This is a genomic window from Rossellomorea sp. QJM3NY_18 (genome assembly GCF_056173145.1).
This window is the reverse complement of the sequence record NZ_CM149659.1, coordinates 2,724,139-2,746,558: the sequence shown is the minus strand read 5'-3', so window position 1 is coordinate 2,746,558 and position 22,420 is coordinate 2,724,139. Positions and strand designations below refer to the sequence as shown.

The window sequence follows — 22,420 nt, the reverse complement described above, 5'->3', positions numbered from 1 at the left end:
ACTCAAAACCCTTCAATGATTACAAATATATATGTAAAAAAGATTCTGAATAAATAATGCATGGTTCTATTATTATGACGAGTCACTTGGTGATTTCCACCTTGCATACAAGGGACGCAAAAGGAGCGATATACCGCTTGATGGAACTGGGGATTGAGTGGCATGACATCGAACAGACGCTTCTCGCGGTATCTGCTCAGAGGTTGTTGAAGCTCCTCTGTCCGATCTGCAAATCAGAATGTGGCGGTCAATGCCTTAGAGGGAAAAACCGTAACAGGGCATCTGTCTATGAAATCATTACGGGAAGTGCTTTGAAGGACGTACTGAAGGAGGCGAAGGGTGAGAGGGTAAAGCATCAGTACCGCACATTGCAGGCATTGATTTGTAAGGGGGTGGCACTCGGCTTTGTTTCAGAACATGAATATAGGAAATGGGTTCATGAAGAAAAACGATGATCAAGGTAAATTTCTGAAGAGGCTTGGGGATCTCCTTCAAAAAGGGTATTCCTTTACTGAAGCCATCGACTTTCTCTTGCTTCCCAAAGAAAAGAAAACCATCAAATTAAAAAAGAGATTGATCGGTTCCCTCCAAAAAGGAGAGTCCATCTCCTCCGTGATGAATAAACACCTTAACATCCCCGCTCATGTCAGCGCACAGATTTTTTTCGCGGAGCATCATGGCAAAATGGGCCACACCTTGTCAGAGGCAGGAAGCTATCTCATAAAGAGAAGAAAAAATCAGGAGCAATTGCAAAAGGTCTTTCAATACCCGCTCATGTTAATTTTTATGTCCATCATCATGATGGTCTTGCTTCGAAAGGTATTATTTCCAAGATTTCAGTCCCTTTATTCCTCGATGGGCTATGAACCTTCAGCCAAACTTACGTATCTTCTACACTTCATTGAGAACTTCCCCATGATTTTCTGTGCAGGTTTATTGTTTCTCCTTATCCTTACAATCGTTCTTTTCCTTTTCAAGAATAGAATTTCCCCTGTGAAACTCTCGGTTGTCTTATGTCGTATACCATTGATCTCCACTTACATGAAGCTTGGTCATTCCCACTTTTTTTCGAGGGAAATAAGCTTCCTGCTCTCAAGCGGAGTATCCATCACGGAATCCCTCCTCATCATCGAAAGACAATCATTCCGTCCGACCTTACAATACATTTCCAGCCATTGCATTAAACAACTTAAAGCCGGGAGTCCGTTTCATGATTGTTTTTTAACTATGCCTTTTTTTCAAGAAGAGCTGTCATTCGTTGTCCAGCATGGGCAGACGAACGGAAGATTGGCAGAGGAACTTCGTATTTACAGTGATATCTGCTTTCAGGAATTAGAGGAGAAAACACATGCCTGGCTCAAGTATATCCAGCCTGCAATCTTTACTTTTGTCGGTCTATTCATCATGGCGATCTATTTTTCCATCATGATGCCTCTCTTTCAGATGATGCAGGGAATCTAAAAAGAAATCCATAACCAGGAGGGGAAATATGCTTAAAAATGAAAAAGGATTCACCCTAATCGAAATGATGATCGTTTTGCTGGTCATTTCCGTTTTACTTTTCATTACGATCCCGAATGTCACGAATCAGAGTAATTCCATTAATTCTAAGGGGTGTGAAGCGTTTGTGCATATGGTGGAAGGGCAGATTGAAGCATATAAAATGGATGGGAATACTGATGCAGTGACCATTGATACCCTGGTTGCCGATGGCTATCTGAACGATGACTATAAAGCTTGTCCCGACGGAAGGGCCATCTCCATCGATACTGAGGGGAAGGTGGTGACAGCTGATTAATGATGGCATAAAAGCTGAAGCGGGATATACCCTGGTTGAAATGCTCATCGTCTTATTGATCTTTACCATATTATTATCATGGGTTGGTTTCTCCATCGTTCCTTTAAAAGATCATACTCAAAAGGATCTGTTCGTTTCTCAGCTTGAATCGGACCTTTACCAGGTCCAAAGTTACAGTATCAATCATCAAACACCACTCTTCCTCACTTTTTATCCATTTACAAATAAATATGTTGCTAAAACGGACGCTAGACAAACAATTGTTTCGAGAGAGCTTCCTGACGGTATACAGATAAATTCTACGAACAGCTTGGAAGAAATCACTTTTTATCCTGATGGAAATACAAGCCAATTTGGCAGGGTGAATTTCAAAATGGGAGATATCACCATGTCCCTGATGTTCCAAATTGGTCAAGGAAGATTTTATGTACAAGAATACTAAGGGTTTTTCATTACCGGAAACACTAGTAGCGTTTAGTTGTGTCCTCATGGTTTGCGGCTTGTTTATCCCCTTCCTCATGCATTATGCTTCCCGCCTTCAACAGCTCCAACGTGAAGTGGAGGCATTGAAATTTCTTCGTGAAGGGGTGGAGGAGGCAATCGTTACACATGAGTTTGTTGACCATGCAAGAACCTATAAGGGGGTCAGGTATGAGCTCGTTTGGGAAAGTGGGGGGAGTGGTGAAGCATGTGTGCGCTATGATGAAAAGACTGAGACGTTCCATGAAGTTTGTGTCGGGGCGGATGGATGAGAAGGGGTTCACATTGATTGAAGCACTGTTAAGCTTTAGTTTGTTTTGTATGATTTCCCTCAGTATTCCTCTGATGATGAAAGGTTTTTCGACAATCAAGCATGATTTGGTCCCTCCCCGTTATTATGAATGGAATTTATTTCATGAAAGTGTGAGAAATGAATTAAGGAAGGCAAATGATGTAAATGTATTGTCCAATCAGATCTCCTTCGTCATCGATGGAGAAACAATACTGTATGAAAAATATAATCAGTCCATTAGAAGGAGGGTGAATAATAGGGGTCATGAAATTGTCCTTCAGTCAGTGGACCATTTTACGTTTGATGTCATCCAACAGGGGGTGCATTTGAATCTTGAATTTGAAGGTGGAGAAAAAGTGGAAGGGAATTTCTTTTACTTTTCAGGGAATGAGGGGGGATCCTCTCCTTAACAATAGCGGGTTTATTCTCCCGTATACGCTGCTTCTATTGATGATTGTCCTGCTTTTAGCACTTGCATCAAAAGATTTGTTTATAAGTAAGTATCAGTATCTCTCTAATATGAAGAGTATCCAAGAAAGAAATGTAAGTGTCTCCCATGCCGTCTTATTGGAAATCAAGAATGGGTCCAACCCTTCAGGGCATGTGAAAACCAAATTTGGTGAGGTGTTGACCACCAGTCAGCTGCTAAACCCTCAAGAAGTACAATTGGAAGTGACATTTTCACGGGATAAGAAGGTTTTTCTTCCTGCGACGGTTGTGTATAATAGGGAAACAAAACAAATCATACGTTGGGAGTAGAATATGAAACCGATTTTCTTCATTGGCTTTATGGGGGTAGGAAAGACGACGATAGGAAAACGTATTGGAGACGTATTGAATCTTCCGGTCATTGATATGGACCAATACATTGAAAGAATTGAACAAAAGGCGATTAAAGACATCTTTCATCAGCATGGTGAAGCGTATTTCAGGGATCTGGAAACGAAGGTGCTCTTTGAATTACAAAGTGAAGAAGCCATTATCACGACTGGCGGGGGAGTGGTGGAAAGAAGGGCGAATCGGGATATATTACGGCAGAACGGCTCTGTGTTCCATTTAACATGCTCTTTTGATGCACTATGGGATAGGCTTGAGGGGGATGAGGATCGTCCTCTGGTACAAAATAATTCAAAGGACAAATTATTGGCCCTTTTCGAGCGCCGGTTTCCCCTGTATGAAAAAGGGAGCTCTGTAACCATTCAAACAGATTATAAATCAGTCGATGAAGTGGTTCAAGCGATATTGCCCTATATTGAGAGTTAGGTCGTATAATTTCCAGTCTAATGGTGATACTGATAAAAGCGGAAGGTGGTGCTTTTATGTCAGTAAATGATTATGTTAAGTTCATAACACAAACATTTGTCCAACATTATGAAAAATCACCCCATGAACGTAAAACATTAAAAAAGCAGAGGAAGAATGAGCGGGAACCATTCCTCTTCAGGTGGTTCGGCATCATTCCATATGCTTTCATGATCATGTTCAAGAAAAATAAATAGTGGATAAGGATTACCTTTATGGTAGTCCTTTTTTTGTAGTGGAAGGGGTATCAAACAAAGTTTGTTCCCCCTTGAATCCTCACTTTGACTGCTGTAGATAAAAAATACCGCCGTTTATGACCTCAATGATGATTTTCGGTTCGTACTGCTCCTTTAACGCCTGTTGTTCAAGAAAATAAGATTCAGGCTTTTCTTCCTGATCTCCATAAAAATGATCCAGAAGTTGAAGGTCCTCCTCCCAGGTTTTCCTTGCTTGTTCCGCCCATTCGACGGGCTCCCTTTTGATTTCTTCATAAAGATACGCCTGAATCCGGTTCACTCCGCTTTTCGGTTTGATGATCGGTGTCAAAGTGAATGAGAAGTCAGGAATCTTCGGCGTCAGATTTTTGGATAATAATGAGGAGTGAAAGTCCTCTTCTATGACGCCGTTGATCAGATTCAATCCGATACTCTTAATGCTGTCTTTCTTTCGATTGGATTGATAGGATATTTTAATATTCAGCCCGAGCCAAGGGTGCAGAGGGGTCTGCTGCCCACTCGGCGTGTACCGGTTCTCGTACAGTCGGATATACCCTGCCAAGTTCCGCGTTGAGTGAAAGATCTGATGTAGTCGCGGTGAACCAAAGTGAATGGGTTCTCCTTTCATATCTTCCGGTGCATGGTCAGGAATTGTGACGAGAGATAATGTCATAGGATTTGGGGTACCACCTGTTTTTTCGAGATAATGCCAGTAGAACGGACGGTTCATAAGCTCTTTATCCAAGTCGATGGTAAGCTGTACGGTCATATATCCATTCCCGTTCGCCACCATGTCACAGCCGTTGGCAAGGAAGTACCTCTCAAGAAATCGATGAATTTCGTGCTGCTGCATTGGATTTCTCCTCCTTTAATTGTTCTGCAAATTGAATCATACTCGTCAAATTTTCCATTTTGATCTTCATTTCCCCTTCTGTACGGGAGGAGGAGAGGATGTCTGTCACATGCTCTTCAAAATCCCTGAAATCAAGTCGCGTCAGGATTTCGTCCAATTGACCGATTACACGCTCAAAAAGATTGATCTTTTCATACAGAAGCTTCAGAATATGTTCTTCAACGGTGTTCTTTGTTGCGAAGTTATAGATGTGAACATCTTCCGTCTGGCCAAGTCGGTGCACACGGCCTATTCGCTGCTCAAGCCTCATAGGGTTCCAAGGAAGGTCGAAATTGATCACGTGATGGCAGAATTGTAGGTTGATTCCTTCCCCGCCGGCTTCGGTGGCGATCAGCACCTGGCCATGCTTCTGGAATAATTCACGCATCCAGTCTTTTTTACCACGTTTAAATCCACCCCTGAATGGGACTGAGCTGATTCCATGCTGTTTCAAAAACCATTGAAGATAGAGCTGTGTCGCCCGGTACTCGGTAAAAATGATTACTTTATCATTAATGGACTGCACGATTTCCAATGCTTTCTGAGCCTTGGAGTTCATTGTGACATTTTCTACCTTCTTCATCAGTGCACCAATTACCTGTTCAAAGGCTGGTGTAGGGGATTCCTTCTTTTCAAGCATATTCTTCAGGGTGTAAAAAACAGCTTCACGTGAGCTGCATGCTTCTCTTTGTAAAGTCAAAAGGGAGAAGGAGCTCGAATTGGCCCAGTCATCATATCGCCCCTTTAGCATATCTATACTGTCATACAAGTCCCTTTCGGCTTCATTGAAATCGATCAACACCGTCTTCACATGCCGCTTCGTCCATTCGATACCTGTATCACCACGTCTGTTACGGATCATCACTTTGTTGATGAGGCTTTTTAAATGTTCATCCTCCTGAAGCGAACGATCTCCTTTTTTATATCTGTCTGTAAATCCTGATTCATTCCCAAGATGACCCGGTTTCAATAAGGAAACTAGATGAAAGATTTCCTCTACACGATTTTGGATGGGAGTTGCAGTCAAAAGCAGGCAGAACTTTTTCTTTAGATTCTGCACAAATTCATAGTTTTTTGTTTTATGATTTTTCAGTTTGTGAGCTTCATCAATGATCACCAAGTCATAATCCTGCTCATACACTTTTTCACGGTGAGGACTTCTCTTCGCTGTGTCCATGGAAGAAACCACGATGTCACATTGATCCCACACATAGCTCTTTCGCTGGGGGACAGCGGGAATGAAGAACTTACTGTTCAATTCATAAGCCCACTGAGAAACAAGGGAGGCGGGAACAAGTATCAATACTTTTTTTACTAATCCCCTAATCATGTACTCTTTTAATATCAACCCTGCCTCGATTGTCTTTCCGAGTCCGACTTCATCTGCAAGGATGGCTTTTCCATTCATCGTTTCCACAACCTGTTTCGCTGCTTCCAGCTGATGAGGGAGCGGAGTGACGTTTGCCAAATGTTTCGGAGCCTGCAGGCCTTCAAAGTTCGGAATTGCAAGATGTTGCTCGAATTCGATGGCGAGCTTATAAAGTTCCCAGTTCCCCCATGGGCCATCGTTTTCGATTAAATTCTCGAGACCTTCTCCCCACTCTTCATCAAATATAACTTCAACATTCATCTGAAAAACATCTCCTTAATTCTTATAAAAATGATTGCTCAAAACTCGTATTTAATGGTAGGATGAAAATAGATTTTCAATTGTTAGAAAAACTCGAAAATCCGAACATTCACATTTACAACATTTCTTCTGTATATTTCTAGTATGACCAATTGTTTCAAGGAATATTGGCGAATGATGACAAGGGGAGAGACTGTGCATTCAGCGCCGAAGGAGCAAGCACGTTTAAGTGTGAATCTCTCAGGCAAAAAGACTCTTGTTGGACGCAACTCTGGAGAGTGTTTCCGTTATCAGGAAACCACCAAAGGGGAAAGCCGTTCTTCGGTAAACTTTCAGGTGCAAGGACAGAGAAAACTTCTTTATGAAAAGGGGTTTTTCTGTCCTTTTTTCATGGGATAAAACGTGGTTAAGGATTATGCATGTAAGAAAGATAAAGGGGGAAAAGTCATGTCAGAGTTAAAACAAACACCTTTATACGAAGTGTACAAAGAGTATGGAGGAAAGACCATCGACTTCGGTGGCTGGGCTTTACCAGTGCAATTCTCAAGTATTAAGGAAGAACATGAAGCGGTACGATCCCGGGCAGGACTATTCGACGTTTCTCATATGGGAGAAATTGAAGTGAAGGGTGAAGGGGCTCTTGACTACTTACAAAAAATGATGACAAATGATGTCTCCAAAGTGAAAGACGGAGGCGCTCAGTATACGGCTATGTGCTACGAAAACGGTGGGACGGTCGATGATTTACTTGTTTATAAGATAAAAGATAATGATTATTTGCTTGTTGTCAATGCAGCAAATATAGATAAAGATTTCAAATGGTTGAAAGAACATCAGACAGAAGAAGTTGAAATTAACAATATCTCGGAACAAATGGCACAATTGGCACTTCAAGGTCCGATTGCCGAAGAGGTGTTACAAACAATCACAAATGAACATACATTGGGTGACATCGGATTTTTTAAATTTCAGACTGAAGTGAACATAGATGGGAAGCACGCACTCGTTTCCCGTACAGGTTACACAGGGGAAGACGGGTTTGAGATTTACTGTGATGCAGGAGATGCGGCTGCGATCTGGAAGGCGATCCTGGCTGCCGGCAAGGAGCAGGGCGTCCTTCCATGCGGACTAGGTGCGCGTGACACCTTACGTTTTGAAGCGAACCTTGCCCTTTACGGACAAGAATTATCTCAATCGATCACACCGATCGAGGCGGGAATCGGTTTCGCTGTAAAAGTGAATAAAGAGATTCCATTCATCGGTCAGGAAGTACTGAAACGACAAAAAGAAGAAGGTGCCCCGCGAAAGATCGTCGGTATTGAAATGATCGACCGCGGCATCCCCCGTCATGGTTATAAAGTATTTTCAGGTGAAGAAGAAATAGGGGAAGTCACAACAGGGACACAATCGCCTACATTAAAGAAAAATATTGGATTGGCATTGCTTGATAAAGAATTCACTTCACTGGATACAGAAGTACAGGTTGAAATCAGAGGGAAAAAGCTTAAAGCGAAAGTGGCATCAACACCTTTTTATAAAAGACCAAAGAAATAGGGGAGGAATGACGGTCATGAAGCATCGTTATTTACCGATGACAGAGCAGGATCAAAGGGAAATGTTAGAACAAATAGGAGTAGACAGCGTTAACGATCTATTTGAAGATATTCCTGAACAGGTTCGTTTCAAAGGGGATTACAGAATCAAAGAAGCGAAGTCAGAAACGGAACTGGTAAAAGAACTGACTAAAATGGCAGCGAAGAATGCTGACCTGAAAAGTCATACATCGTTTCTCGGGGCAGGGGTCTATGATCACTACATGCCGATCATCGTGGATCACGTATTATCACGTTCAGAGTTTTATACAGCTTATACGCCATATCAGCCTGAAATTTCCCAAGGGGAGCTTCAAGCGATTTTTGAATTCCAGACGATGATTTGTGAGCTGACAGGTATGGATGTAGCGAACTCCTCTATGTATGATGGGGGAACGGCTCTTGCAGAAGCAGCAATGCTGAGCGCAGGCCAGACCCGTCGCAAGAAGGTCCTTGTTTCAAGCACAGTCCATCCCGAATCACGTGATGTTTTGCGCTCATATGCAAAAGGTCAGTATATCGAAGTGGTGGAGATTCCGCACACAGATGGTGTAACCGATGTGGAAGAACTTAAGAAATTAATGAGTGATGAGATTGCAGCGGTCATCGTTCAATATCCTAACTTCTTCGGGCGGGTCGAGGAGCTGAAAGCGATCGAAGAAGTGGCACACGGGGAAAAAGCGATGTTCGTCGTATCCTCAAACCCCCTTGCACTCGGGGCACTTACACCTCCAGGGGAATTAGGGGCTGACATTGTCATTGGGGATGCACAGCCATTCGGTATCCCGAGTGCCTTCGGTGGGCCTCACTGCGGATACTTCGCCGTGAATAAGAAGCTTATGCGTAAGGTACCTGGCCGCCTGGTCGGTCAAACTGTCGATGAAGACGGCATCCGTGGTTTCGTTTTGACTCTCCAAGCTCGTGAACAACATATCCGTCGTGACAAAGCGACATCGAATATCTGTTCCAATCAGGCATTGAATGCACTCGCGGCATCCGTCGCGATGACCGCACTCGGAAAACAGGGTGTCAAAGAAATGGCCATTCAAAATATCCAAAAAGCTCATTACGCCAAGGAAGCGTTGAAAGCGAAAGGATTCCTCGTCGCGTTTGAAGGACCATCTTTCAATGAGTTTGTCGTAAAAGTAAATAGGCCGGTCAAAGACATCAATCAAAAGCTACTGGGAAAAGACATGATTGGTGGATATGATCTTGGACTAATGGACGACAGCTTGACACAGCATATGCTGGTGGCTGTCACAGAACTTCGCAGCAAAGATGAAATCGATGCATTCGCAGCAGAATTGGGGGATTGTCATGAATAAGCAAGATCAACCTCTTATTTTTGAATTATCAAAAGAAGGCCGAATTGGTTACAGCTTACCTGAAATGGATGTACCTCAGGTAGATCTATCCGAGCTCCTTCCACCTGAGTATATACGCACAGAAGCACCGGAACTCCCGGAGGTCTCTGAACTCGATATCATGCGCCATTATACGGCCTTATCCAAACGTAATCACGGTGTGGACTCCGGATTCTATCCACTTGGATCCTGTACGATGAAGTATAATCCGAAAGTGAACGAAAACGTTGCACGCTTGAATGGATTTGCCCATATCAACCCGCTACAGGAAGCAGAAAGCGTTCAAGGTGCCCTTGAACTGATGTATGACCTGCAGGAGCATTTGAAAGAAATCACCGGTATGGATGAAGTCACACTTCAACCTGCTGCGGGGGCACATGGCGAATGGACAGGTCTTATGATGATCCGTGCCTATCATGAAGCGAATGGTGATACACACCGTACGAAGGTCATCGTACCCGATTCCGCTCATGGCACGAATCCTGCCAGTGCAACGGTTGCCGGCTTTGAAACCATTACCGTTAAGTCCAACGAGAATGGGCTCGTCGATTTAGACGATCTTAAGCGCGTCGTCGGGGATGACACGGCTGCCCTGATGTTGACAAACCCGAACACCCTTGGATTATTCGAAGAGAACATCATGGAAATGGCTTCCATCATTCATGAAGCTGGCGGTAAGCTGTATTATGACGGTGCCAATCTAAATGCGGTTCTATCGAAAGCAAGACCGGGGGATATGGGATTTGATGTCGTACATTTAAATCTCCATAAGACATTCACTGGCCCTCACGGAGGCGGTGGTCCGGGAAGCGGTCCTGTCGGAGTAAAGGAAGACTTGATTAAATACCTTCCTAAACCGGTACTTGTGAAAAATGGTGAAACATTCGAATTCGATTACAACAGACCTGAATCCATCGGCCGGGTAAAACCTTACTATGGAAACTTTGGTATCAATGTCCGTGCTTATACGTATATCAGGACGATGGGTCCGGACGGACTGAGAGCCGTAACGGAAAACGCGGTTCTGAATGCCAATTACATGATGCGTCGACTCGCACCTCACTTTGACCTTCCTTACGACCGTCATTGTAAGCATGAGTTTGTCATCAGCGGGAAACGTCAGAAGAAGCTCGGCGTCCGTACATTGGATATTGCGAAGCGACTACTGGACTTCGGATATCACCCACCGACCATCTACTTCCCATTGAACGTGGAAGAGTGCATGATGATCGAACCGACGGAAACAGAATCAAAAGAAACCCTTGATTCATTCATTGATGCCATGATCCAAATTGCCAAAGAAGCAGAAGAAACACCGGAAATCGTCCAGGAAGCCCCTCACACAACCATCGTGAAGCGTATGGATGAAACACTGGCAGCAAGAAAACCGGTACTGCGTTATACAAAAGAGAGCTAAACATACTATTTACATTGAAAGCCCTGCAGAAAAATCTCTGCAGGGCTTTTATTTGAGGGTCGGACCTTCGATATGTAGTGGTTGTGGAGGGGAATCCGGCCGATTTGGGTGATAATCCAGCCGGAAAATCAATGAAACCAGCCGTTTTGGTCGATAATCCGGCCGGTTAATCTGAAAATCCAGCCGTTTTCAGGAGAAAACCAGCCTAATACCATTTAATTCCATTAGCAGCACTAGAACAGTATCATCTCTTAAATGGTTCATGCACGAACACCCATCCCACCCAATAAAAAAAGATCGCCCCAGGGCGATCTCTCTGCATTATTTTTTATGCTTTACTTTCCCTGTCCACTTTTTGAATCCACCCTGTAATTGGTGAAGATTGCGGTAGCCTTTTTTGTGCAGCATTTGTGCTGCTCTTCCGCTGCGGAGTCCGCTTTGGCAATAAAGGTATACAGGTTGATCTGAGCGGATTTCCTTTTGTCTCATTTTGATCTGTGACAATGGAATATTCCGTGCACCGAGGACGTGACCGTTTTCAAATTCATTCGCTTCACGAACATCTATCAATTGAGCTTTACGATATCCTGCTCGAAATTCTTCCTCATTCAATGTATTCACGATTCTCTTTTGATAGAAGAACGTAAAAAGTGAATAGATGATGATTCCACCAAGTACGACTAAAAGAATATATAATCCTTCCATCATTCATGCTCCTTTCTACAAATGCGCTATCTTCTATTATATTCATGAAGTGAGTAAGAATCAAAACAAATTTATTATTTTACAGCAAACACTTTCCAATCTGTTTTTCTTTGTTTTTTCGATTGGATTTGATAGACTAGTAACGGACTTGAATGAAGATGGATTTTTACATATCAATATTAAACAGAAGACGTAAATGAGGTATGCTGCATGAAAAAGGAAACGTGGAGATTCATTGACTCCGGTAATTGTTCTCCCTCTTATAATATGGCTCTTGATGAGGCATTGCTTGATTGGCACAGTGAAGGGAAGATCCCTCCTACGATCCGGTTTTACGGGTGGGATCCAGCGACACTTTCCATCGGTTATTTTCAAAAAGTGAAAAAGGAAATCAATCTTGACGCCGTCAAAGAGCATGGACTTGGTTTTGTGAGACGGCCGACGGGAGGCAGAGGGGTTCTTCATGAACATGAATTGACGTACAGCGTCATCGTTTCAGAAGAACATCCGGAAATGCCGAGAACCGTCACAGAAGCGTACCGTGTCATTTCCGAAGGGATTCTGAAGGGATTTCAAGGTCTTGGTCTCGAAGCCTACTTTGCTGTACCAAGAACGGCGGAAGAGCGGGAAGGATTAAAAAACCCGCGTTCAGCGGTTTGCTTTGATGCTCCGAGCTGGTATGAGCTTGTCGTTGAAGGACGAAAAGTGGCAGGAAGTGCACAGACCAGGCAAAAAGGTGTCATCCTTCAGCACGGTTCGATTCTATTGGATCTTGACGAGGATAAACTGTTCAGCCTGTTTAACTACCCATCTGACAGGGTAAAAGAGCGTATGCAGCGGGCATTTAAAAGCAAGGCTGTTGCGATGAATGAAATCAGTTCCGTACCGGTCACGATGGATATGGCGAAAGAAGCATTCAAAAAAGGTTTTGAGAAAGGATTGAACATCCATCTCGAGCCTTATGAGCTCTCTGAAGAGGAAACACAATATGTTGTGGATCTTGCCGAGTCCCGATACGAATCTGATGAGTGGAATTTTAAACGTTAAAAAATTTTTTGTAGAAAAAAAGCGATGCTTGTCGCTTTTTTCCTATTTTACCAACGATAACGGTGCTTTATTTTATATCAAGTTCTAAATTAATAGAAATGGACGGAGTATTATATGATTTTCTATTCTTTTCTCCCGTTTTCTATTTTTATTGGCATATTAACCGTTTGACAAACAAATGACCTATTGACCCGAAACACAATATATGGTGTGTCGAATAATTTTTCGTACACAATATGTTGTGTTTATTTATTGCTTTTCCAGAATGGCTATGATATCTTAATAATTGATATAATACATCAGTGAAGAAAGCAGAAACTGAAACATTTGAGATAGAAGGAGTTGTCTTTATGACTGTTGCGTCGAAAAATACGATGAAATTAAACACCGAGAGATTAAATAAGGATATTGGATTGTTTCCTCAAGTACATCCCATTACACCGGATATGAAAACTACACACAAAGGTGTATCCCGTCTTGTCATGATCGATCGTTATTCGTTCAAAGACACGGAAAAGATCACTCTTTCCGAAGGAGATTTCGTGGTCCTCACCATCAAGGAAGATCCGAAGTTCCCTGCAAGGGGATTGGGCTACATATCAAGCATCGATTGGGAAACAAAAAAAGCATCTGTCTGGATCGAAGAAGAGTACAGAAGTGCCATCGATAAACCGGAGGAAATGGAGACGGGGATTGTCTCGAGGACACTCGATGTCATTGAAAAACCACTTGAAGTCTACTATGAACAAATTGCGAAGCGTAACGCAACAGGCTTGGCAGAAGTGGAAGAAACTCCTGAAAAGAGACAGGTTTGGTTTGAAAAATTCTATCATGAACTAGTGAACCTGCATTTTGTTCCTGCCGGACGGGTCCTGTACGGAGCGGGTGCAGGCACGGACGTAACATACTTCAACTGTTACGTGATGCCATTCGTACAGGATTCCCGCGAAGGTATTTCAGAACACCGCAAGCAGGTGATGGAGATCATGAGCCGAGGCGGCGGAGTCGGAACGAATGGATCGACGCTTCGTCCACGCAATACACTGGCGAAAGGCGTCAACGGTAAATCATCAGGCTCCGTTTCCTGGCTGGACGATATTGCGAAATTGACTCATTTGGTTGAGCAGGGCGGATCAAGACGTGGGGCCCAAATGATTATGTTAACCGATTGGCATCCGGATATTATCGAATTCATTACTTCTAAAATGCAAAACCCGCGTATCCTGCGTTATCTTCTGGAAAACACGGAAGATGAAACCATTAAAAAGGCGGCTCAGGAAAAGTTGAAATTCACCCCTCTTACAGAGCAAGAGGAAGCGATGTATCAAGGAATCCTGAACTACAGACAAATCCCCGGCTATGGTGGATTTGATGCGAAGATCCTTAAGAATGCAGAAGAAAAACTGCGCACAGGCGGAACGTACAGCGTCCATAATTCAGAATTCCTGACAGGGGCGAACATCTCCGTCTGCCTGACAAGCGACTTTATGGAAGCAGTGGAAAACGATCGTGATTATGAACTGCGCTTCCCAGATGTGGAAAGCTATAATGAAGAGCAAATGAAGTACTATAATGAAGAGTGGCACAATGTAGGCGATGTACGTGAGTGGGAAAAGCTCGGATATAAAGTGCGTACCTACCGCAAAATCAAGGCGAAGGAACTGTGGAACCTGATCAATGTGTGTGCAACGTACTCGGCTGAACCTGGAATCTTCTTTATCGATAACGCAAATGATATGACGAATGCGAAAGCATATGGGCAGAAAGTAGTCGCTACGAACCCTTGTGGCGAGCAGCCGCTTGCACCATATTCAGTATGTAACCTGGCAGCTGTCAACCTTGCCCGATTCGCCGATAAAGAAACGAAAACAGTTGATTTTGAAAAATTGAAGCGGACGGTGGAAGTAGGCGTCCGCATGCAGGACAATGTCATCGACGCGACTCCATACTTCCTGGATGAAAATAAGAAGCAGGCTCTCGGAGAGCGACGCGTAGGCCTTGGTGTAATGGGTCTTGCCGACTTATTGATCTACTGTGAAAAAGAATACGGTTCAGAAGAGGGCAACAGGCTTGTGGATGAAGTATTTGAAGTCATCGCGACAACCGCTTATCGTGCTTCTGTGGAATTATCGAAGGAAAAAGGAAGTTTCCCATTCCTGACTGGAAGCACCGATGAAGAAACGAAGGCCCTGCGTAAGGCATTCGTGGAAACAGGCTTTATGAAGAAAATGCCTGAAGACGTACGTCATGACATTGAAGAGTACGGGATCCGGAACTCCCATCTGCTGACGGTGGCCCCAACAGGTTCAACAGGTACGATGGTCGGGGTCTCGACGGGTCTTGAGCCATACTTCTCCTTCACCTATTACAGAAGTGGACGTCTCGGTAAATTCATTGAAGTAAAGGCGGATATTGTAGAGGATTACTTGAAGAGAAATCCGGATGCGGATGCAGACAATTTTCCGGAATGGTTCGTTTCTTCCATGAGCCTGGCTCCACAAGCACATGCCGACGTTCAATGCGTTATCCAGAATTGGATCGACAGCTCCATTTCGAAAACCGTTAATGCCCCTCGTGGTTATACGGTAGAACAAGTAGAAAAAGTATATGAGCGACTTTATAAAGGTGGAGCAAAAGGCGGTACCGTGTATGTGGACGGAAGCCGTGATTCTCAGGTGCTCACCCTTAAAGCGGAAGAAAACAGCTTTGATGATGAGAATGAACAGGATCAACATGATATTCCGACTGCCAAAAAGCCGATCGTCTTACTGGATACAATCCAGGACGTGCGTTCAACGGACGTGACCATCGGTTCTGAAGTGGGGAATACGTGCCCGGTCTGCCGTAAAGGTACGGTAAAAGATATGGGTGGATGCAATACTTGTACAAACTGCGGCGCTCAGCTGAAGTGTGGACTATAATCATTTAGATGCGCAGGAGGGGACTGGTTCCCCTCCTGTTTTTTTAGTCTAAAATCCTTCCAGGTGAATTAAAGATGTAGTAATACACTAAAAGGAGGGGAGCACTTGGACATAGATGGCGTATTTTCCGGTGGAGGTATAAAGGGGCTCGCCATGATAGGAGCATACCAGGCGGTTGAAGAGAAAGGATACACATTCAAGAGGCTGGCAGGAACCAGTGCAGGGGCTGTGATTGCTGCATTTATTGCTGCAGGATACTCAAGCCGTGAATTACTCAAAATCATGGACGATGTTGACTTGAAGAATCTGTTGGATTCAAACGCGGTCATTTCCCTGCCGATCCTTAAGTGGTTTCGGGTTTACTATCGTTTGGGATTATATAAAGGAGTGGCGCTTGAAAGCTGGGTGGAAGAAAAGCTAAAAGCAAGGGGTATTTATACGTTTGCCGATCTGCCCCCCGGGTCCCTCCGTGTCATTGCATCGGATTTATCAAACGGAAGAATGCTTGTCCTCCCCGATGACCTTGAGAAGTACGGAATACCGAAAGAAACCTTTCCTGTTGCCCGGGCGATACGGATGAGTGCGAGCCTTCCTTATTTCTTTGAACCTGTGAAATTACGTTCACTGGAAGGGACCAGTTTTATGGTGGACGGGGGAGTGCTCAGTAATTTCCCCATGTGGCTCTTTGACAGGGAAAACGTGAAGAAAATAAGGCCGGTACTCGGAGTGAAGCTTAGTCACGATTTGATAAGTAAGCCGAAAAAACCGATCAAAAATGCCATTGATTTATATGGAGCCCTCTTTACGACCATGAAAGACGCTCATGATTCAAGATATATTTCCAGAAAACTTGAAAAGAACATTATCTTTATTCCGACAGAAGGCGTCCTCACCACCGAATTCGAATTGACTCCTGAGCGGAAGATTGAACTCGTTCAATACGGGAAATCAAAGGCTGCAGCCTTTTTGCAAACATGGCCCCATTAATAAAACAATCGAGCTCCTAAAACGAAGCTCGATTGTTTTTTTTATTCTTTTTTCCTTCAATTACGGTTAGTTTGGCATTGGATTTTTTTCGTATCGAACGTTTTTTCGAAACACTGGATACTTGAGGCTTACTTGTAGACTTCTTCTTATGTCGCTTCTTTGATTGCTTGGCTGCTTTAACAAACGCTCTCTGTTCATTGCTATTTCCAGTCCGTCTTCCACTGAACCATTTTTTGTAAATGAAATAGATGATCCCGATGACGGCTGCTGTAATCAGCAATTGTCTTGCAAGACCTAAAGGATTTCCGAACAGGGAAGTTCCGAGCCCGATCATAGCCAACAATATGAGTGTGAAAACAAAGATATTACGAGCGTTCAACAAAGCCACCTCCTTACATCACTATCCATCTTAGATATTATCTATACTATTATTCTAGACCATTTCGGTCTTCTTTAACCGTATAAATTGTTTTTTTATTAGGGAATGAATGTGACAAACCCACTTCTTTTTTCTGAAACTTTAAAAGATATTATCTATTTTACTAAATATTGAAGAAAATCACTAGAGGGAGCGTTTCCTGAATGTTATTTCTCTACGTTCCTTGTCCCCGATCAATGAAATAAAAATAAACAATTCCATGCAAATGTTTCATACTATGGGACATACTACGAATGGAGGTGTTACAGATGGCAGAACAGAAAGGGCAACATGAGAAGGTCCAGGACGGGACGGAAGAGAGTAAAGAAAATCCACGGTTGGAGCAGAATCAAAGTGAAAAACCGCTTTCCTTCACGGCGATGGTGGTCGTGACGGGCTTTACTGCCGGGATGTTGTGGAGCGCGATTGCATACATTTGCCATTTCTTTTCCTTTACAAAAATCGAACCTAATATCATATTTGAACCTTGGGCAGTCGGGAACTGGGTGGACAAATGGATCGGAGTCGTTCTATCCATCGTAGCTTACGGTGTCATATCGATTGGGGTGGCTCTCATTTATTATGGCCTGTTACGAAAATTCAAGTCCATGTGGGTTGGTGCAGCGTATGGAATCGCTCTGTACCTGGCATTTTTTCTTTTGCTGAATCCACTTTTCCCAAGCATAAAATCCTTTACAGCCATTGATTATCACACATTGATCACAACGTTCTGTTTGTATATTCTTTACGGTGTATTTATAGGTTACTCGATTTCATATGAAGAAAATGAATTAAGGCATCAGGATGAAAAGGAAAAATCAGGGGAAGTTTCTCATTAATTAAGAAATGCTATTTATCAGACAATTAAGTAGGTATAGGTAAAAGGTTTATGTTAGAATGTTCATGATGAACATTCTATTTTTTTAGGAGTTTACATATGGTGAAAATCTTACTGTTAAATGGCCCCAATTTAAACCGATTAGGGAAACGGGAGCCTTCTATTTACGGTCATGTCACATTGGCTCAACTGGAAGCAACCTTGAAAAGTAAGGCAGAAGATGAAGGTTTTGAATTGTTTGCCGCTCAATCGAATCATGAAGGGGAATTGATTGACGTCATCCACAAGTCTGAAGATGAAGGATATGGGGGGATCATCCTGAACCCCGGTGCATTCACGCATTACAGCTATGCGTTAAGAGATGCAGTGGCGTCTGTATCCGTCCCGGTTGTGGAAGTGCATATATCAAATATTCATGCACGGGAAGAGTTCAGGCATCAGTCTGTCGTGGCTGCTGAGACGATTGGGCAGGTTGTCGGATTCGGCCTGTTTGGTTACGAGTTGGCCCTCAAAGCGATTATAAAGAACATTAAGGGAGTGGAACACGATGAAACTTGAACGATTACGTGAAACCTTTACAAAGAATGAACTTGACGGTATTTTATTGACGAGTACGTATAATCGCCGTTACATGACGAACTTTACGGGTTCTTCAGGAGTGGTGTTGATTTCAAAGGAGAAGGCATTATTCATCACCGATTTCAGATACATAGAACAAGCAACGGAACAGGCGGCTGATTATGAAATCGTGCAGCATACCGGTCCGATTCATGAAGAATTGGCAATACAGGTGAAGAACCTTGGTATTACGAAGCTTGGTTTCGAAAAGAACGACATGACGTACAGTGCATTCGAAAGTTACCGTGATGCAGTGAAGGCGGACATGGTGCCGGTATCCGGTTTAGTGGAAAAGTTACGCTTGATTAAGACACCTGAAGAGCTTAATATAATTAAGGATGCGGCGGATATCGCCGATGCAGCATTTAAGCATATATTAGATTTCATCAAACCGGGTGTGACAGAGTTAGAGGTTTCAAATGAATTAGAATTCTTCATGAGAAAGGCAGGAGCCACTTCATCCTCTTTTGATATCATCGTTGCCTCAGGTAATCGTTCTGCACTTCCTCACGGGGTGGCCAGTGATAAAGTCATTGAAAAAGGTGATTTTGTAACCTTGGATTATGGTGCATACTATAAAGGATACTGCTCCGACATGACACGTACTTTATCTGTTGGGGAACCAACCGAGAAATTGAAAGAGATCTATGATGTCGTCCTTCAATCACAGCTTCTTGCCATGGAAAAAATCAAACCGGGCATGACTGGAAAAGAAGCGGATGCAATCGCTCGTGATTACATAACAGAAAAGGGTTATGGAGAGTATTTCGGACATTCACTGGGGCACGGGATTGGTCTTGAAGTCCATGAAGGGCCAGGATTGTCCTCACGATCTGACGTGGTACTTGAGCCCGGGATGATCGTAACGGTCGAACCAGGTGTCTATGTACCCGGAGTTGGCGGCGTACGTATCGAAGATGATACACTCATAACGGAAGATTCCAATGAAACACTGACACACTCAACAAAAGATCTAATCATTCTACCATTTTAGTCCTTAAAAAGGCCTACTAGACAATAGGAGGAATACACATGATTTCAGTAAATGATTTTCGCACAGGTTTAACCGTCGAAGTCGACAACGGAATTTGGCGGGTAATCGATTTCCAACACGTTAAACCGGGAAAGGGAGCCGCGTTCGTCCGCTCTAAACTTCGTAACCTGCGCACAGGTGCCATCCAGGAAAAAACGTTCCGTGCCGGTGAAAAAGTAGGGAAAGCGCAAATCGACAACCGTAAAATGCAGTACCTGTATGCAAATGGTGACATGCATGTATTCATGGACAACGAAAGCTACGATCAAATCGAGCTTCCTGCTTCTACCATCGAATATGAATTGAAATATTTGAAAGAAAACATGGAAGTATCCATCATGATGTACGGAGCCGAAACGCTTGGTGTCGAGCTTCCAAACTCTGTTGAATTAAAAGTGACGGAAACAGAGCCGGGAATCAAAGGCGACACGGCTTCCGGTGGATCCAAGCCTGCTACTGTTGAAACAGGTTTAGTGGTGAACGTTCCATTCTTCGTGAACGAAGGGGACACATTAATCATTAATACAACGGACGGATCTTATGTATCACGTGGATAAAGAATAAATATGAAAAGCCTGAACGGGATACATCCCGTTCAGGCTTTTTTTGTCTCTCCGCTTCCATCCACTACCCCCAATGACCACCTCAAATCTTCCAACTCTATTGTCATAATCTTCATTCGCTAGAATACATTGTATTATCGGGAAGCATGTACAAAGGGTCCATGCCCGTCAACCCGAAGTGGAACAAGATTAGGAGGTCTCCATATGCATGAAGTTCTAGCCTTTCTACCCAGCACTATAACTGCCAAAGTCCTGTCCCTTCCACAAGATCTGATTGACCGGATAGAAGAAATCAGGGTTCGTACCAGCCGTGTATTAGAGGTAACGGCACGGGGGAAGCCATATTTCCTTTCCTATACGGTGACAAAAGAAGATAGTGAACAGCTCATTAACAAATTATCCCGCCATTCATTTTATACATTGGAAGAAGAGTTGAAGCGTGGCTATATCACGATTGAAGGCGGGCATCGGGTGGGGCTTGCCGGGAAGGTGATACTTGAAGGAGGAGTTGTGAAGGGAATCCGGAATCTATCTTCTTTTAACATCCGGATTGCCAGGGAAAAGATTGGCATAGCTCAATCCTTATTTCCATATGTGTATCGTGATGGCTGGAAACACACGATGCTGATCGGTTCTCCTCAGACGGGCAAAACGACTCTACTACGGGATCTGGCCAGGATGATTTCGACAGGCGTCCCTGAAAGAAATATCCCCCCGTTCAAAGTGGGGATCGTCGATGAACGATCAGAGATTGCCGGCTGCGTGAAAGGCATCCCTCAGCTGATGTTCGGTCCGAGAGTGGACGTGCTGGATGCCTGTCCAAAGGCTGAAGGCATGATGATGTTGATCCGTTCCATGAGTCCGGATGTCCTGGTCGTGGATGAAATCGGACGAGTGGAAGACGGTCAAGCGATTCAGGAAGCCGTGAATGCCGGTATAACCCTTGTCATGACGACGCATGGGTCTTCTTTAAGTGAAGTAAGAAAGAGACCTGTGATCAAGGATATTGTGAATCTGCAGACGATTGAACGATTCGTGGAACTGAGGAGGGGGGATGAACCGGGTAAGGTCCATGAGGTGTGGGACGAACACGGTCAATCTCTTCTGAAAAAAGTGAGTGTGACATAAATGATAAAACTTATTGGTGCTGTATTTATTCTCCTTTCCACTTCCTGGGCGGGGTTCGAAGCTTCGAAATATTTGACGGAAAGACCCAGGCAGCTTCGGCTGTTGAAGGTGGCCCTTCAGTCATTGGAAGCTGAAATCACCTACAGTCATACCCCATTGCATGAAGCGACCAGGAAGATTTCAAAACAACTGCAAAAGCCTGTTTCCTGGTTTTTTGAAACTTTCTCGAAGAAATTGACAGAGCAGGAGATCTCAGTGAAGAAAGCATGGGAAGAAAGCCTGAATGATATCTGGAAATTAACGGCTTTTAAAGCGGGTGAGTATGAAATCCTGAAGCAATTCGGAGAGAACCTTGGCAGACATGACATGATGACTCAGCAAAAACATATCCAGCTTGCACTCAAACATCTGGATAGGGAAGAAACGGAAGCCGTTGAAAAGCAGAAGAAATATGAAAAGATGACGAAAAGTTTAGGATTTCTATCAGGACTTTTGTTGATCATCCTACTACTCTGACTTGCGGACCGCATACGGGATGAGGCTTAGAAACCAGGAGGGAAACAAATATGGGAATTGACGTGGATATAATTTTCAAGATTGCCGGAGTAGGGATTGTCGTCGCCTTTTTGCATACGATTTTAGATCAGGTAGGGAAGAAGGAATATGCCCAGTGGGTGACGTTATTCGGATTCATTTACATCTTGTTCATGGTGGCTTCGATTGTCGATGATTTGTTCCAGAAGATAAAATCGGTCTTCTTATATCAAGGATGAGGGGGCGTCCGCGATTGAAATCATCCAGATTGTAGGTATTGCACTGGTAGCGACTTTTCTTGCTTTGATCGTGAAAGAACAAAAACCGAATTTTGCTTTCCTGCTCATTGTGTTTACAGGTTGTACGATTTTTTTATTTCTGATTGATCAAATTTATTCCATCATTCATATGATCGAGAAATTGGCTGCAAACGCAAATGTGAACATGGTATATGTGGAAACTATTCTTAAAATCATCGGCATCGCTTACATAGCGGAATTCGCTTCACACATTACGAAAGATGCCGGTCAGGGGGCACTGGCAGCGAAAGTGGAGCTTGCCGGAAAGATATTAATATTGGCAATGGCTGTTCCCATCCTGACAGTCATCATCGAAACGATCATCAATATGATTCCGACTGGATAAG

The 22,420-nt window shown here is 43.6% G+C and carries 27 protein-coding genes and 2 riboswitches; of the genes, 23 read left to right on the top strand and 4 right to left on the bottom strand.

Annotated elements, in window-relative coordinates; genetic code table 11:
- The first annotated feature begins 74 nt into the window (after positions 1-74).
- From AC0VXY_RS14160 to AC0VXY_RS14120, 9 genes are all read left to right on the top strand, one after another.
- Positions 75-455 carry an ATPase, T2SS/T4P/T4SS family gene (locus AC0VXY_RS14160; RefSeq protein WP_475525591.1) on the top strand — a complete coding sequence of 127 codons (381 nt, stop codon included), beginning with the start codon at positions 75-77 and terminating at the stop codon, positions 453-455.
- Entirely contained in the window at positions 439-1,461 is a 1,023-nt protein-coding gene (gene comGB / locus AC0VXY_RS14155) for a competence type IV pilus assembly protein ComGB (RefSeq protein WP_475525590.1), read from the top strand. Before AC0VXY_RS14160 ends, comGB begins: the two co-directional genes overlap by 17 nt.
- 28 nt (positions 1,462-1,489) lie before the next feature.
- On the top strand, positions 1,490-1,798 hold the full coding sequence (gene comGC, locus AC0VXY_RS14150; RefSeq protein ID WP_475525589.1) for a competence type IV pilus major pilin ComGC: 309 nt from the start codon (positions 1,490-1,492) through the stop codon (positions 1,796-1,798).
- Entirely contained in the window at positions 1,791-2,240 is a 450-nt protein-coding gene (gene comGD / locus AC0VXY_RS14145; RefSeq protein WP_475527870.1) for a competence type IV pilus minor pilin ComGD, read from the top strand. The genes comGC and comGD overlap by 8 nt, the downstream gene beginning before the upstream one ends.
- The gene (locus AC0VXY_RS14140) at positions 2,224-2,550 is read left to right on the top strand and encodes a hypothetical protein (RefSeq protein ID WP_475525588.1); all 327 of its coding nucleotides are present in this window, start codon (positions 2,224-2,226) and stop codon (positions 2,548-2,550) included. The genes comGD and AC0VXY_RS14140 overlap by 17 nt, the downstream gene beginning before the upstream one ends.
- On the top strand, positions 2,498-2,980 hold the full coding sequence (gene comGF, locus AC0VXY_RS14135; protein WP_475525587.1) for a competence type IV pilus minor pilin ComGF: 483 nt from the start codon (positions 2,498-2,500) through the stop codon (positions 2,978-2,980). The genes AC0VXY_RS14140 and comGF overlap by 53 nt, the downstream gene beginning before the upstream one ends.
- A gap of 109 nt (positions 2,981-3,089) precedes the next feature.
- A complete protein-coding gene (locus AC0VXY_RS14130) occupies positions 3,090-3,329 on the top strand; it encodes a hypothetical protein (RefSeq protein WP_475525586.1) in 240 nt (79 codons plus the stop codon).
- Between the two features lie 3 nt (positions 3,330-3,332).
- Entirely contained in the window at positions 3,333-3,833 is a 501-nt protein-coding gene (locus AC0VXY_RS14125) for a shikimate kinase (protein WP_475525585.1), read from the top strand.
- Positions 3,834-3,889: 56 nt separating this feature from the next.
- Entirely contained in the window at positions 3,890-4,069 is a 180-nt protein-coding gene (locus AC0VXY_RS14120) for a YqzE family protein (protein ID WP_034757956.1), read from the top strand.
- A 79-nt stretch (positions 4,070-4,148) separates the two neighbouring features.
- Here the strand turns inward: AC0VXY_RS14120 and AC0VXY_RS14115 are convergent, their stop codons facing one another.
- Entirely contained in the window at positions 4,149-4,940 is a 792-nt protein-coding gene (locus tag AC0VXY_RS14115) for a YqhG family protein (protein WP_475525584.1), read from the bottom strand.
- On the bottom strand, positions 4,909-6,609 hold the full coding sequence (locus AC0VXY_RS14110; RefSeq protein ID WP_435990162.1) for a DEAD/DEAH box helicase: 1,701 nt from the start codon (positions 6,607-6,609) through the stop codon (positions 4,909-4,911). Before AC0VXY_RS14110 ends, AC0VXY_RS14115 begins: the two co-directional genes overlap by 32 nt.
- Before the next feature lie 174 nt (positions 6,610-6,783).
- Positions 6,784-6,875, top strand: a riboswitch (glycine riboswitch).
- A 3-nt stretch (positions 6,876-6,878) separates the two neighbouring features.
- Positions 6,879-6,959: riboswitch (glycine riboswitch) on the top strand.
- A 97-nt stretch (positions 6,960-7,056) separates the two neighbouring features.
- Here AC0VXY_RS14110 and gcvT point away from each other — a divergent pair.
- Genes gcvT through gcvPB form a run of 3 tightly spaced genes read left to right on the top strand, consistent with a single transcriptional unit; the run spans position 7,057 to position 10,982 of the window.
- Positions 7,057-8,163 carry a glycine cleavage system aminomethyltransferase GcvT gene (gene gcvT, locus AC0VXY_RS14105; RefSeq protein WP_475525583.1) on the top strand — a complete coding sequence of 369 codons (1,107 nt, stop codon included), beginning with the start codon at positions 7,057-7,059 and terminating at the stop codon, positions 8,161-8,163.
- A gap of 16 nt (positions 8,164-8,179) precedes the next feature.
- Positions 8,180-9,526 carry an aminomethyl-transferring glycine dehydrogenase subunit GcvPA gene (gcvPA, locus tag AC0VXY_RS14100; RefSeq protein ID WP_475525582.1) on the top strand — a complete coding sequence of 449 codons (1,347 nt, stop codon included), beginning with the start codon at positions 8,180-8,182 and terminating at the stop codon, positions 9,524-9,526.
- Positions 9,519-10,982 (top strand): aminomethyl-transferring glycine dehydrogenase subunit GcvPB, encoded by a 1,464-nt coding sequence (gcvPB, locus tag AC0VXY_RS14095; RefSeq protein ID WP_475525581.1) that lies wholly within the window; start codon positions 9,519-9,521, stop codon positions 10,980-10,982. Before gcvPA ends, gcvPB begins: the two co-directional genes overlap by 8 nt.
- A gap of 321 nt (positions 10,983-11,303) precedes the next feature.
- Here gcvPB and AC0VXY_RS14090 read toward each other — a convergent pair whose 3' ends face one another.
- Positions 11,304-11,687: a rhodanese-like domain-containing protein gene (locus AC0VXY_RS14090; protein ID WP_034757979.1), complete on the bottom strand. Its 384-nt coding sequence runs from the start codon at positions 11,685-11,687 to the stop codon at positions 11,304-11,306.
- Between the two features lie 210 nt (positions 11,688-11,897).
- Here AC0VXY_RS14090 and AC0VXY_RS14085 point away from each other — a divergent pair, with 210 nt between their 5' ends.
- From AC0VXY_RS14085 to AC0VXY_RS14075, 3 genes are all read left to right on the top strand, one after another.
- Positions 11,898-12,734 (top strand): lipoate--protein ligase family protein, encoded by an 837-nt coding sequence (locus AC0VXY_RS14085; protein ID WP_475525580.1) that lies wholly within the window; start codon positions 11,898-11,900, stop codon positions 12,732-12,734.
- Positions 12,735-13,084: 350 nt separating this feature from the next.
- The gene (locus AC0VXY_RS14080; protein ID WP_475525579.1) at positions 13,085-15,655 is read left to right on the top strand and encodes a vitamin B12-dependent ribonucleotide reductase; all 2,571 of its coding nucleotides are present in this window, start codon (positions 13,085-13,087) and stop codon (positions 15,653-15,655) included.
- 105 nt (positions 15,656-15,760) lie between these two features.
- Entirely contained in the window at positions 15,761-16,642 is an 882-nt protein-coding gene (locus AC0VXY_RS14075) for a patatin-like phospholipase family protein (protein WP_435990168.1), read from the top strand.
- 16 nt (positions 16,643-16,658) lie between these two features.
- On the opposite strand, the gene AC0VXY_RS14070 is transcribed toward AC0VXY_RS14075, so the two are convergent.
- A complete protein-coding gene (locus AC0VXY_RS14070) occupies positions 16,659-17,021 on the bottom strand; it encodes an SA1362 family protein (RefSeq protein ID WP_435990169.1) in 363 nt (120 codons plus the stop codon).
- A gap of 308 nt (positions 17,022-17,329) precedes the next feature.
- On the opposite strand from AC0VXY_RS14070, the gene AC0VXY_RS14065 reads away from it, so the two are divergent.
- From AC0VXY_RS14065 to spoIIIAD, 8 genes are all read left to right on the top strand, one after another.
- Positions 17,330-17,899: a YqhR family membrane protein gene (locus AC0VXY_RS14065; protein WP_435990170.1), complete on the top strand. Its 570-nt coding sequence runs from the start codon at positions 17,330-17,332 to the stop codon at positions 17,897-17,899.
- Positions 17,900-17,997: 98 nt separating this feature from the next.
- On the top strand, positions 17,998-18,456 hold the full coding sequence (aroQ, locus tag AC0VXY_RS14060; protein ID WP_475525578.1) for a type II 3-dehydroquinate dehydratase: 459 nt from the start codon (positions 17,998-18,000) through the stop codon (positions 18,454-18,456).
- A complete protein-coding gene (locus AC0VXY_RS14055; RefSeq protein WP_475525577.1) occupies positions 18,446-19,510 on the top strand; it encodes a M24 family metallopeptidase in 1,065 nt (354 codons plus the stop codon). Before aroQ ends, AC0VXY_RS14055 begins: the two co-directional genes overlap by 11 nt.
- Before the next feature lie 38 nt (positions 19,511-19,548).
- Positions 19,549-20,106 (top strand): elongation factor P, encoded by a 558-nt coding sequence (gene efp, locus AC0VXY_RS14050; protein WP_435990173.1) that lies wholly within the window; start codon positions 19,549-19,551, stop codon positions 20,104-20,106.
- A 210-nt stretch (positions 20,107-20,316) separates the two neighbouring features.
- Positions 20,317-21,240 carry a stage III sporulation protein AA gene (spoIIIAA, locus tag AC0VXY_RS14045; RefSeq protein ID WP_435990174.1) on the top strand — a complete coding sequence of 308 codons (924 nt, stop codon included), beginning with the start codon at positions 20,317-20,319 and terminating at the stop codon, positions 21,238-21,240.
- Complete coding sequence (spoIIIAB, locus tag AC0VXY_RS14040) at positions 21,241-21,756, top strand: stage III sporulation protein SpoIIIAB (RefSeq protein ID WP_435990175.1); 516 nt, start codon at positions 21,241-21,243, stop codon at positions 21,754-21,756.
- Between the two features lie 50 nt (positions 21,757-21,806).
- Positions 21,807-22,013 carry a stage III sporulation protein AC gene (gene spoIIIAC / locus AC0VXY_RS14035; protein WP_034758004.1) on the top strand — a complete coding sequence of 69 codons (207 nt, stop codon included), beginning with the start codon at positions 21,807-21,809 and terminating at the stop codon, positions 22,011-22,013.
- A 13-nt stretch (positions 22,014-22,026) separates the two neighbouring features.
- Entirely contained in the window at positions 22,027-22,419 is a 393-nt protein-coding gene (gene spoIIIAD / locus AC0VXY_RS14030; protein ID WP_094075148.1) for a stage III sporulation protein AD, read from the top strand.
- Position 22,420: the final 1 nt, after the last annotated feature.

Coding starts and splice junctions, on each gene's coding strand:
- AC0VXY_RS14160 (WP_475525591.1), top strand. CDS start 75: ATGACGAGTCACTTGGTGATTTCCACCTTGCATACAAGGGACGCAAAA.
- comGB (WP_475525590.1), top strand. CDS start 439: ATGAAGAAAAACGATGATCAAGGTAAATTTCTGAAGAGGCTTGGGGAT.
- comGC (WP_475525589.1), top strand. CDS start 1,490: ATGCTTAAAAATGAAAAAGGATTCACCCTAATCGAAATGATGATCGTT.
- AC0VXY_RS14140 (WP_475525588.1), top strand. CDS start 2,224: ATGTACAAGAATACTAAGGGTTTTTCATTACCGGAAACACTAGTAGCG.
- comGF (WP_475525587.1), top strand. CDS start 2,498: ATGATGAAAAGACTGAGACGTTCCATGAAGTTTGTGTCGGGGCGGATG.
- AC0VXY_RS14130 (WP_475525586.1), top strand. CDS start 3,090: ATGAAGAGTATCCAAGAAAGAAATGTAAGTGTCTCCCATGCCGTCTTA.
- AC0VXY_RS14125 (WP_475525585.1), top strand. CDS start 3,333: ATGAAACCGATTTTCTTCATTGGCTTTATGGGGGTAGGAAAGACGACG.
- AC0VXY_RS14120 (WP_034757956.1), top strand. CDS start 3,890: ATGTCAGTAAATGATTATGTTAAGTTCATAACACAAACATTTGTCCAA.
- AC0VXY_RS14115 (WP_475525584.1), bottom strand. CDS start 4,940: ATGCAGCAGCACGAAATTCATCGATTTCTTGAGAGGTACTTCCTTGCC.
- AC0VXY_RS14110 (WP_435990162.1), bottom strand. CDS start 6,609: ATGAATGTTGAAGTTATATTTGATGAAGAGTGGGGAGAAGGTCTCGAG.
- gcvT (WP_475525583.1), top strand. CDS start 7,057: ATGTCAGAGTTAAAACAAACACCTTTATACGAAGTGTACAAAGAGTAT.
- gcvPA (WP_475525582.1), top strand. CDS start 8,180: ATGAAGCATCGTTATTTACCGATGACAGAGCAGGATCAAAGGGAAATG.
- gcvPB (WP_475525581.1), top strand. CDS start 9,519: ATGAATAAGCAAGATCAACCTCTTATTTTTGAATTATCAAAAGAAGGC.
- AC0VXY_RS14090 (WP_034757979.1), bottom strand. CDS start 11,687: ATGGAAGGATTATATATTCTTTTAGTCGTACTTGGTGGAATCATCATC.
- AC0VXY_RS14085 (WP_475525580.1), top strand. CDS start 11,898: ATGAAAAAGGAAACGTGGAGATTCATTGACTCCGGTAATTGTTCTCCC.
- AC0VXY_RS14080 (WP_475525579.1), top strand. CDS start 13,085: ATGACTGTTGCGTCGAAAAATACGATGAAATTAAACACCGAGAGATTA.
- AC0VXY_RS14065 (WP_435990170.1), top strand. CDS start 17,330: ATGGCAGAACAGAAAGGGCAACATGAGAAGGTCCAGGACGGGACGGAA.
- aroQ (WP_475525578.1), top strand. CDS start 17,998: ATGGTGAAAATCTTACTGTTAAATGGCCCCAATTTAAACCGATTAGGG.
- AC0VXY_RS14055 (WP_475525577.1), top strand. CDS start 18,446: ATGAAACTTGAACGATTACGTGAAACCTTTACAAAGAATGAACTTGAC.
- efp (WP_435990173.1), top strand. CDS start 19,549: ATGATTTCAGTAAATGATTTTCGCACAGGTTTAACCGTCGAAGTCGAC.
- spoIIIAA (WP_435990174.1), top strand. CDS start 20,317: ATGCATGAAGTTCTAGCCTTTCTACCCAGCACTATAACTGCCAAAGTC.
- spoIIIAB (WP_435990175.1), top strand. CDS start 21,241: ATGATAAAACTTATTGGTGCTGTATTTATTCTCCTTTCCACTTCCTGG.
- spoIIIAC (WP_034758004.1), top strand. CDS start 21,807: ATGGGAATTGACGTGGATATAATTTTCAAGATTGCCGGAGTAGGGATT.